Annotated in this window: 11 protein-coding genes; 4 read left to right on the top strand and 7 right to left on the bottom strand. The window is 64.6% G+C overall.

Going from position 1 to position 9,679, the window contains the following annotated elements:
- Positions 1-147: 147 nt before the first annotated feature.
- The 7 genes from FW789_RS24095 to gshB all read right to left on the bottom strand — a co-directional run bounded on the left by FW789_RS24095 (position 148) and on the right by gshB (position 6,011).
- A complete protein-coding gene (locus FW789_RS24095; RefSeq protein WP_207072948.1) occupies positions 148-1,419 on the bottom strand; it encodes a dihydroorotase in 1,272 nt (423 codons plus the stop codon).
- A complete protein-coding gene (locus FW789_RS24090; protein ID WP_101315718.1) occupies positions 1,416-2,420 on the bottom strand; it encodes an aspartate carbamoyltransferase catalytic subunit in 1,005 nt (334 codons plus the stop codon). Before FW789_RS24090 ends, FW789_RS24095 begins: the two co-directional genes overlap by 4 nt.
- Positions 2,421-2,432: 12 nt before the next feature.
- Positions 2,433-2,951, bottom strand: a complete 519-nt coding sequence (gene pyrR, locus FW789_RS24085) for a bifunctional pyr operon transcriptional regulator/uracil phosphoribosyltransferase PyrR (RefSeq protein WP_103435772.1) — start codon at positions 2,949-2,951, stop codon at positions 2,433-2,435.
- A 51-nt stretch (positions 2,952-3,002) separates the two neighbouring features.
- Positions 3,003-3,434: a Holliday junction resolvase RuvX gene (ruvX, locus tag FW789_RS24080; protein ID WP_101315722.1), complete on the bottom strand. Its 432-nt coding sequence runs from the start codon at positions 3,432-3,434 to the stop codon at positions 3,003-3,005.
- The gene (locus tag FW789_RS24075) at positions 3,434-4,003 is read right to left on the bottom strand and encodes a YqgE/AlgH family protein (protein ID WP_101315724.1); all 570 of its coding nucleotides are present in this window, start codon (positions 4,001-4,003) and stop codon (positions 3,434-3,436) included. Before FW789_RS24075 ends, ruvX begins: the two co-directional genes overlap by 1 nt.
- Positions 4,004-4,072: 69 nt before the next feature.
- Positions 4,073-4,972 (bottom strand): energy transducer TonB, encoded by a 900-nt coding sequence (locus FW789_RS24070; protein ID WP_103435774.1) that lies wholly within the window; start codon positions 4,970-4,972, stop codon positions 4,073-4,075.
- 85 nt (positions 4,973-5,057) lie between these two features.
- Positions 5,058-6,011, bottom strand: coding sequence for a glutathione synthase (gshB, locus tag FW789_RS24065; protein ID WP_103435775.1), 954 nt, complete (start codon positions 6,009-6,011; stop codon positions 5,058-5,060).
- A 236-nt stretch (positions 6,012-6,247) separates the two neighbouring features.
- On the opposite strand from gshB, the gene FW789_RS24060 reads away from it, so the two are divergent.
- From FW789_RS24060 to FW789_RS24045, 4 genes are read left to right on the top strand one after another with little or no spacing between them, the layout of a single operon-like run.
- Positions 6,248-6,649, top strand: a complete 402-nt coding sequence (locus FW789_RS24060) for a response regulator (protein ID WP_101315730.1) — start codon at positions 6,248-6,250, stop codon at positions 6,647-6,649.
- 45 nt (positions 6,650-6,694) lie between these two features.
- Positions 6,695-7,060 carry a twitching motility response regulator PilH gene (gene pilH, locus FW789_RS24055; protein ID WP_101322927.1) on the top strand — a complete coding sequence of 122 codons (366 nt, stop codon included), beginning with the start codon at positions 6,695-6,697 and terminating at the stop codon, positions 7,058-7,060.
- Positions 7,057-7,605, top strand: a complete 549-nt coding sequence (locus FW789_RS24050; protein WP_103435776.1) for a chemotaxis protein CheW — start codon at positions 7,057-7,059, stop codon at positions 7,603-7,605. The genes pilH and FW789_RS24050 overlap by 4 nt, the downstream gene beginning before the upstream one ends.
- A gap of 10 nt (positions 7,606-7,615) precedes the next feature.
- The gene (locus FW789_RS24045; protein WP_101315734.1) at positions 7,616-9,676 is read left to right on the top strand and encodes a methyl-accepting chemotaxis protein; all 2,061 of its coding nucleotides are present in this window, start codon (positions 7,616-7,618) and stop codon (positions 9,674-9,676) included.
- Positions 9,677-9,679 lie beyond the last annotated feature (3 nt).

Below are 9,679 nucleotides of genomic sequence, written 5' to 3'. Positions count from 1 at the left end.
GTCGCGGAGTGGCCCCATATTTTCAGCTTCGCCGCCGACATCGCCGGCCCCGCTGTGCGGGCCTTTCGGACCGGTCCGGCGCCCCGGCAAGGCCGCTCCTACAGATCGCGGTGTTCGCGGTCGGTGCAGGAACGGCCGCGCCAAGCCTCAGGCTTCGTGACAGATGTGGCCATCCACTAGGGTATAACGCACCGCACTCGGCAGGCAGTGGCCGATGAACGGGCAGTTGTCGCCGCGCGACAGCCAATGCTCACCGGCCACGGTCGAGGCCTTTGGATCAAACAACACCAGATCCGCCGCACCGCCAACCTTCAGCTCACCTGCCGGCAAGCGCAGCGCCTGGGCAGGCCCGCTGGTCAGTCGCGCAAGCAAGGTCGGCAGATTCAGCAGGCCATCCTCGACCAGCGTCATCGCCAACGGCAGCAACAGCTCGACACTGCTGATCCCAGGCTCGGTCGCGCCAAACGGCGCCAGCTTGGCATCGCGCTCGTGCGGCTGGTGATGGCTGGAAATCGCCTGGATCACCCCCGACTTGACCGCTTCACGCAGGCCATCGCGATCTGCCGCGGTGCGCAGCGGTGGCTGCACGTGGTACAGGCTGGAGAAGTCGCGCAGCGCCTCGTCGGTGAGGATCAGCTGGTACAACGCCACGTCGGCCGTGACCGGCAGGCCCAGTGCCTGCGCCTGGGCAATCAGGCGGGCGCCGCGGGCGCTGGTGATCTGGGTGAAGTGCGCACGCACGCCACTTTGCTCGACCAGCAGCAGGTTGCGCGCCAGGGCGACGGTTTCGGCGCTTTCCGGGATGCCGGGCAAGCCGAGGAAGCTGGCCATCGCACCTTCGTGGGCCAGCCCGCCGAGGGCCAGGTCATGGTCCTGGGAGTGGAACACCACGGTCAGGTCGAAGGTGGCGGCGTACTCCAGCGCGCGCGCCAGGGTGCGGTTGTTGGGGATCTGCTTCAAACCGTTGCCAAATGCTACGCAGCCGGTATCACGCAGGGCCACCAGCTCGGCCAGTTGCTCGCCTTCAAGGCCCTTGGTCAGGGCGCCGATCGGGTAGACCTTGCTGTTGCCGGCTTCACGGGCACGGTCGAGCACCAGCTCGGCCACTGCCGAGGTGTCCAGCACCGGCTTGGTCTGCGGTGGGCAGCACAGGCTGGTGACGCCACCGGCGACGGCCGCGCGGGTTTCGCTGGCGATGTTGCCCTTGCGGCTGTAGCCCGGCTCGCGCAGGGCGACGTCGAGGTCGACCAGGCCCGGTGCGGCGACCAGGCCGTTGGCGTCGATACTGCGGCTGGCGCTGAAACCGGCCGGGGCGGCGCCGATGGCGACGATCTTGCCCGCTTCCAGGTGCAGGTCGCTGATGCTGTCCAGGCCGCTAATCGGATCGATGACCCGGGCGCCAAGAATACTGATGCTCACAGGGCGTGCTCCTGGTCCAGTTGTCGTTGCGTGTTCTGCCCGCTCATGGCCATCGACAGCACCGCCATGCGCACGGCGATGCCGTAGGTGACCTGGTTGAGGATTACCGAATGTTTACCGTCGGCGACTGCCGATTCGATCTCGACGCCGCGGTTGATCGGCCCCGGATGCATGACGATGGCATCCGGTTTGGCGCCGGCCAGGCGCGCGGTGGTCAGGCCGAACAGGCGGTAGAACTCGCCTTCGCTGGGCAGCAGGCCGCCGGCCATGCGCTCACGCTGCAGGCGCAGCATGATCACCACGTCGACGTCCTTGAGGCCTTCGGCGAGGTCGGTGTAGACCTTTACGCCGTACTGTTCGATGCCCACCGGGATCAGGGTTTTCGGGCCGATCACGCGGATGTCCGGGCAACCCAGGGTCTTCAGCGCGAGCATGTCGGAGCGGGCCACCCGCGAGTGCAGGATATCGCCGACGATGGCTACCGAGAGGTTCTCGAAGCTGCCTTTGTGGCGGCGAATGGCGAGCATGTCGAGCATGCCCTGGGTCGGGTGCGCGTGGCGGCCGTCGCCACCGTTGATCACGGCAACGTCCGGGCACACGTGCTCGGCGATGAAGTGCGCCGCGCCCGAGTCGGAGTGGCGCACGACGAACATGTCGGCGGCCATGGCCTCAAGGTTGCGCAGGGTGTCGAACAGGGTCTCGCCCTTGCTGGTCGAGGAGGTCGATACGTTCAGGCTGATGACGTCGGCCGACAGCCGCTGGGCCGCCAGCTCAAAAGTGGTGCGGGTGCGGGTGGAGTTTTCGAAGAACACGTTGCACACGGTCTTGCCGCGCAGCAACGGGACTTTCTTCACTGCCCGGTCGCCGACTTCAAGAAACGAGTCGGCAGTGTCGAGAATCTCGGTGAGCAGTTCGCGGGGCAAACCATCAAGCGAGAGGAAGTGGCGCAGCTGGCCCTGATCATTGAGCTGCAGCGGGCGCTTGGCGTCGAGTGGCGTCATCGCAGGGGACTCTTAAAGGGCGGAAGCGGTAGCAAGGTCCTGGCGCTCGAGGGCGAGCGGGGCCGGGCCGGTCAATTTTACCCGCTCATGGGCTGCCAGTGACAGCGTGGCGCCGAGCACGTTGGGCCGGATCGGCAGTTCGCCGGCATCCAGATCGAGCAGGCACACCAGGGTGACGCTGGCCGGGCGGCCATAATCGAACAGTTCGTTGAGGGCAGCGCGGATGGTGCGCCCGCTCATCAGCACGTCATCGACCAGTACCAGGTGCTGGCCTTCTACCTCGAACGGCAGCTCAGAGGGGCGCACTTGCGGGTGCAGGCCGTTCTGGCTGAAGTCGTCGCGATAGAACGACACATCCAGGGTGCCCAGCGGGCTGCTGTCGGCAAGCTCCTGCTGCAGCGCCTGAGCGACCCACACACCACCGGTGCGGATGCCGATGAAGCGCGGCTCGGCAATGTTGCGGCGGGCCAGGTGGGCGCGAAGGTCGACGGCCATCTGCCGGATCAACTCGGCGGGGTTGGGTAGGCTCATTGCGTGCTCCTCGGGGCGCCGGCAGACCCGGCGGCAAAGCGAAAGGTAGAATCAGTGACCGGTATTAGCCTCCAGCCAGCCCTGCAGGAGCAGCGCGGCGGCGATGGCGTCGACCGGGTTGTCTCGATAGGTACCACGCTGACCGCCACGGGCCATGCGCTCACCCTTGGCTTCGAAGGTGGTCAGGCGCTCGTCGTGGGTGTGCACCGGTAGGTTGTAGCGGCCGTGCAGGCGGTTGGCGAACTTCTGCGCGCGGGCGCTCATCTCGCTGGGGGTGCCGTCCATGTTCAGCGGCAGGCCAACGACGATAGCGTCGGGTTTCCACTCCTTGATCAGTTTTTCCACCTGGGCCCAATCCGGAATACCGTCCTGCGCACGCAGGGTGCACAGCTCGCGGGCCTGGCCGGTGATGACCTGGCCAACCGCGACGCCGATCTGTTTGGTGCCGTAGTCAAAGCCCAGCAGCAGGCGCACCTCGGCCATCAGGCGTGACCTGCCTGGCTGGTCAGCAGGCTGAGGTTGATGCCCAGCGACGCTGCTGCCGCACTCAGGCGCTGGTCGCTGGCCAGGCTGAAGATGATTTCAGGGTCGAATGGGCAGTTGAGCCAGGCGTTGTCGGCAAGTTCGGCTTCCAGCTGGCCGGCTTCCCAACCCGCGTAACCGAGAGTGATCAGGCTCTGCGCCGGGCCTTCGCCGTTGGCCAGGGCAAACAGCACATCCTGCGAGGTCGACAGCGACAGGCCTTCGAGCTCGATGGTGGCCTCATAGCTGCGCTCGCTGCTGTGCAGAACGAAGCCGCGGTCGGTCTGTACCGGCCCGCCGATGTAGATCGGTACCTGCAGGGTACTCAATGGAGGTTCCTCGTCCGGGCGCAACTGCTCGAGGATGTCTGCCAGGTTGAGTTCCTGCGGCCGGTTGACCACCAGGCCCATGGCGCCATTGGCGTTGTGCTCAACGATATAGGTCAGGGTCTGGGCAAAGTTCGGATCGGCCATGTGTGGCATGGCGATCAGGAACTGATGCTTGAGGTAACTCGGAGTGAGGTTTTTCATGGGGGTAGTGTGGCGCCAGGCGACGTCAGCTTCAAGCTGCAAGCTGTGAGAAAAAACCACTGACGCGGTTTAGTTGCTCGACAGCCGGTCGCCGCGGGCAAAGCGCCAGGTACGGATGATCTCCAAACGGTCGAATTCGGCCAGATCACCGGTAAACGGCGCGAACGGCGCGGCAAGGCGAACGATGCGCTGCGCGGCCTGATCCAGCAGCGGTTGGCCGGACGACTCCAGCACCAGCACCTCGAACAACGAGCCATCGCGGTTGATCGAAACCATCATGCGCAGGTTGCCGTAGATCTGCTGGCGACGGGCTTCGTCGGGGTAGTTGAGGTTACCGACCCGCTCGACCTTCTTGCGCCATTCCTCTTTGTACCAGGCACCTTTGTCGCGCATGGTCGAAGCCGCGTTCAAGCGGTGAATCTTGGGCCGCTTGGCATACAGCTGCTGCTCGTTGGACAGCTCGGCTTCAAGGCTGGCGATCTGACTCGACAGCTGTGAACTGTCAAATTCCGGGGTCGCCGCAGGAGGCTTGGGCTGGGCCTTGGTTTCCTTGGGCTTGGGTTCGACCTTCTGCATCTTGGCTGCCGTGGTGGCGACCGCGGCCTTCTGCGGAGCAGGCGGCGTTTCGCGCTTGGCGGCCGGCGGAGGCGTGACCTTGTTGATCTTGCTGTCCTGAAACGGCGCCAGCTCGGTGGTTTTGGGCACTGCCTTCTTGTCCAGGGTACCGCTGCCTTGCTGGTTGTCCTGGGCCTGGAAATCGGCCTTCTCGGGCGCTTTCTCGCTCTTGAAGGTTGCCAGGGTGATATCCATGGTGTGGCGGATTTCACTCGGCTTGACCACCGTGAAGCCGACCCCGAGGATCAGCGCCAGGTGCACCAGGGCAGCCAGAAACAAGGTAAAGCCAAGCCGGTCCACCGGGCGAACGCGGGGTGGCAGCAGGTCGGCAGGGATGTCAGCGGGCAGCGTCATCAGGTATCCAGCAATCGCCAGGCGGGGCAGCAGGTCAAAGGACCGGCATCATACCGCACTGAGCGATTGCGCTTCGCGTCGGTGGTCAGCGCGCCTTCAGCTTGCGATCAATGGCGTCCATCAACTGTACGCCGATCTGGGTGCCGTAGGCGTTGTCGATTTCGCGGATGCAGGTCGGGCTGGTCACGTTGATTTCGGTCAGATGCTCGCCGATCACGTCCAGGCCGACGAACAGCAGGCCCTTTTCGCGCAGGGTTGGCCCGACCTGGGCGGCGATCCAGCGGTCGCGCTCGCTCAGTTCGCGCGCTTCACCACGGCCGCCAGCAGCCAGGTTGCCACGGGTTTCGCCGCTGGCCGGGATGCGCGCCAGGCAGTACGGCACCGGCTCGCCGTCGATCATCAGGATGCGCTTGTCGCCGTCCTTGATTGCCGGCAGGTAGGCCTGCGCCATGATCTGCTGGGTGCCAAGCGCGGTCAGGGTTTCGAGGATCACCGACAGGTTCGGGTCACCGACCCGGTGGCGGAAGATCGAGGTGCCGCCCATGCCGTCCAGCGGCTTTAGGATCACATCGCCATGCTCGGCGGCAAACGCACGGATGATGTCCGGGCGGCGGCTGACCAGGGTCGGCGGGGTGCACTGCGGGAACAGCGTGGCGAACAGCTTTTCGTTGCAGTCGCGCAGGCTCTGCGGGCGATTGACCACCAGTACCCCGGCAGCTTCGGCCTGCTCCAGCAGGTAAGTGCTGTAGACGAACTCCATGTCGAACGGCGGATCCTTGCGCATCAGGATCACGTTGAGGTCGCTCAGCGGTGCGTCGATTTCAGCGTCCAGCTCGAACCACTTCTCGGGATTGGCGAATACCTGCAGTGGGCGCATCTTCGCCCGCGCCACGCCTGCGCTCTGGTACAGGTCCTGCTGCTCCATGTAGAACAGCGTCCAGCCGCGGGCCTGGGCTGCCAGCAGCATGGCCAGCGAACTGTCCTTTTTGTAGGAAATGGACGCGATAGGGTCCATGACAATCCCGAGGCGAACGCTCATGGGTGAATTCCTCTTGGCGGCAATTGACCGCGATGGCAATAGATAAAGTGGCTCAGGGTGGCGCCGAGCGCGCCGTCGGTCAAGGGGGCGGCGACGGCAAAGGCTGTCAGGATGCGTGCAGCTTCAAGCTGCACGCTATAAGCTGCTGGTAAATGCGCACAGTCGCTGGCGCAGCGCTTTTTCCGGGCGCGTGAACCTTGTACTGTGCGGCGCAACGTCATTGTCGGTAGGCGATTATGGAACAACCCCTGAAGGTGATGGTGATCGACGATTCACGCACGATCCGCCGCACTGCGCAGCTGCTGCTGGGTGAGGTCGGCTGTGAAGTGATCACCGCCAGCGACGGCTTTGACGCGCTGGCCAAGATTGTCGACCATAGACCGCGGATCATCTTCGTCGACGTGCTGATGCCGCGCCTGGACGGTTACCAGACCTGCGCCGTGATCAAGCACAACAGCGCCTTCAAGGACACCCCGGTGATCCTGCTGTCGTCGCGTGATGGCCTGTTCGACAAGGCCCGTGGCCGCGTCGTCGGCTCTGATCAATTTTTGACCAAACCATTCAGCAAAGAAGAATTGCTTGAGGCGATCCGGGCCCATGTGCCGGAATTTGCCGCTCAGGCGCAACCTGCATCCTGACCGCGCCTGGCATGGCGGCGGCACTTTCCTTCAATGGGGAACAGCATGGCCCGAGTTCTGATTGTCGATGATTCGCCGACAGAGTTGCACAAACTCACCGCGATCCTGGAAAAGCATGGCCATGAGGTGCTCAAGGCTGACAATGGCGCCAACGGCGTGGCGCTGGCCCGCCAGGAAAAGCCCGATGTGGTTCTGATGGACATCGTCATGCCCATCCTCAACGGCTTTCAGGCAACTCGCCAACTGAGCAAGGACGCCGCTACCAGCGGCATCCCGGTAATCGTCATCACCGCCAAGGACCAGGAAACCGATCGGGTCTGGGCGGCGCGCCAGGGCGCGCGTGATTTTCTTATCAAACCGGTCGATGAAGACTCGCTGCTGGCCAAGCTGAAAGCGGTGCTCGACATTTGACCACCCGCCGCGCCTCGCTGACTGCGTTCGAGCTTCTGCTCGACATCGATCGCCGCTGCCGCCTGCTGGAGGCCGATCAGCCGTCGCAGGACAGCCGGCTGCAACAGTGGAGCGGGATTGGCTTTCGCGTTGCCGAGCAGTGGTTCGTGGCGCCTATGGTCGAAGTCGCCGAAGTCTTGCGCGAGCCGCGCAGCAGCCGCGTCCCCGGCGTGCAGCCGTGGGTGTGCGGGGTGGCCAACCTGCGTGGGCGGCTGCTGCCGGTGATGGACCTGAGCAGTTTTTTCGGCCTTGGGCCACTGCCGCCAGGCAAGCAACGGCGAGTGCTGGTGCTGGATCACGAGGCACTGTTTGCCGGCTTGCTGGTCGATGAGGTGCTGGGGTTGCAGCATTTCAGTCTGAGCAGCCTTGACCTGTCGCCACCGCAGCCGTTGTTGGCGGCGGCGACGCCGTTTGTGCAGGGCCATTTTGCCCGCGAGCACAACTGGGCCATCTTCAGCCCGCTGGCCCTGGCCCAGGCGCCGGGTTTTCTTGATGTAGCGTTGTAGAGGATCGACCGTGAACAAGCCTGTCAGCCCCGTCACTCCACCGGCCGTGACCCCGCGCGTGCGCAGCAGTGCGCAGATCACCGTGCTGTTCGTGGTGCTGATCCTGTCGATCATCCTGCTGTTCGCCAACTTCGCATACCTCAACACCCAGTCCAATTACGACAAGCAGTACATCGGCCACGCCGGTGAGCTGCGCGTGCTGTCCCAACGCATCGCCAAGAACGCCACCGAGGCCGCTGCCGGCAAGGCCCTGGCGTTTCGCCTGCTGTCGGATGCGCGCAACGACTTCGAGCGGCGCTGGGGCTACCTGCGTGAAGGTGACAAGGCCACCGCGCTGCCGGCAGCGCCGGCCAAGGTCCGCGATGAAATGGAAGCGGTGCGCCAGGACTGGGAGACGCTGCGCAAGAACACCGACGTGATCCTCGCCAGCGAACAGACCGTTTTGTCGCTGCACCAGGTCGCGGCAACCCTCGCCGAGACCGTGCCGCAGTTGCAGGTCGAATACGAGAAGGTGGTCGAGATCCTCCTGCAAAGCGGTGCCCCCGCCGCGCAAGTGGCCGTAGCCCAGCGCCAATTGTTGCTGGCTGAGCGGATTCTGGGTTCGGTCAACACCGTGCTGGCCGGCGATGACTCGGCAGCGCAGGCGGCCGATGCCTTTGGTCGCGACGCCAGCCGCTTTGGCCAGGTGCTTGAAGGCATGCTCGGCGGCAACCCGGCGATCCAGGTCACCCGAGTCGAGGACGCCGATGCCCGCGCGCGACTGGCGGAGATTGCCGAGCTGTTCCAGTTTGTCTCCGGCAGTGTCGATGAAATCCTCGAAACCTCCCCCGAACTGTTCCGCGTGCGCGAAGCGGCGAGCAATATTTTCAGTCTGTCGCAAACCCTGCTCGATGAAGCCTCGCACCTGGCCAACAGCTTCGAGAACCTGGCCAACGGGCGCACCCTTGATACCGTTGGCGGCTACGTGCTCGGCTTGCTGGCGCTGGCCTCGATCATCCTCATCGGCTCGGTGATGGTCCGCGCGACCAATCGCCAGCTGCGCGAAACTGCGGAAAAGAACGAGCGCAACCAGCAGGCAATCATGCGCCTGCTCGACGAAATCGAGGAGCTGGCCGACGGCGACCTGACAGTGACGGTGTCGGTCACCGAAGACTTCACCGGGGCCATCGCCGACTCGATCAACTACTCGGTGGACCAGCTGCGTGACCTGGTCACCACCATCAACCACAGCGCCCTGCAGGTTGCCGCCGCCGTGCAGGACACGCAGAACACCGCACGCCAGCTGGCCAAGGCCTCTGAGCAGCAGGCCGAGCAGATCAGTGAAGCCTCGGTGGCAGTGGGCGACATGGTCGAGTCGATCGACCGGGTGTCGGCCCACGCCTACGAGTCGGCCAAGGTCGCCGAGCGCTCGGTGGCCATCGCCAACAAAGGCAACGAGGTGGTGCACAACACCATCCACGGCATGGACAACATTCGCGAGCAGATTCAGGACACCGCCAAACGGATCAAGCGCCTGGGTGAGTCGTCTCAGGAGATCGGCGACATCGTCAGCCTGATCGACGACATTGCCGAACAGACCAACATTCTTGCCCTCAATGCGGCGATCCAGGCCTCGCTGGCCGGTGAAGCCGGGCGTGGTTTTGCCGTGGTTGCCGACGAAGTCCAGCGTCTGGCCGAACGCTCGTCGTCGGCCACCCGGCAGATCGAGGCGTTGGTGCGGACCATTCAGACCGACACCAACGAGGCGGTCATCTCCATGGAGCAGACCACCGCCGAAGTAGTCCGCGGAGCGCGTCTGGCGCAGGATGCCGGGGTGGCTCTGGCGGAAATCGAAGGCGTCTCGCAGACCCTCGCCGAGCTGATTCACAGTATTTCCGATGCCGCCCAACTGCAGACCTCTTCAGCCGGGCAGATTTCCCACACCATGGCTGTGATCCAGCAGATTACCGCGCAGACCTCGAGCGGCTCCGGCGCCACCGCCGACAGCATTCGCCACCTGGCGCGGATGGCCAGCGAGATGCGCCGCTCGGTCTCCGGTTTTACCTTGCCGGCCCCGGCCGAACCCCGCTGAGGA

This window comes from Pseudomonas sp. 1121_17 (genome assembly GCF_052850745.1).
The sequence above is the reverse complement of the archived record's forward strand: the minus strand, read 5'-3'. Positions and strand labels throughout refer to the sequence as shown.

Coding starts and splice junctions, on each gene's coding strand:
- FW789_RS24090 (WP_101315718.1), bottom strand. CDS start 2,420: ATGACGCCACTCGACGCCAAGCGCCCGCTGCAGCTCAATGATCAGGGC.
- pyrR (WP_103435772.1), bottom strand. CDS start 2,951: ATGAGCCTACCCAACCCCGCCGAGTTGATCCGGCAGATGGCCGTCGAC.
- ruvX (WP_101315722.1), bottom strand. CDS start 3,434: ATGGCCGAGGTGCGCCTGCTGCTGGGCTTTGACTACGGCACCAAACAG.
- FW789_RS24075 (WP_101315724.1), bottom strand. CDS start 4,003: ATGAAAAACCTCACTCCGAGTTACCTCAAGCATCAGTTCCTGATCGCC.
- FW789_RS24070 (WP_103435774.1), bottom strand. CDS start 4,972: ATGACGCTGCCCGCTGACATCCCTGCCGACCTGCTGCCACCCCGCGTT.
- gshB (WP_103435775.1), bottom strand. CDS start 6,011: ATGAGCGTTCGCCTCGGGATTGTCATGGACCCTATCGCGTCCATTTCC.
- FW789_RS24060 (WP_101315730.1), top strand. CDS start 6,248: ATGGAACAACCCCTGAAGGTGATGGTGATCGACGATTCACGCACGATC.
- pilH (WP_101322927.1), top strand. CDS start 6,695: ATGGCCCGAGTTCTGATTGTCGATGATTCGCCGACAGAGTTGCACAAA.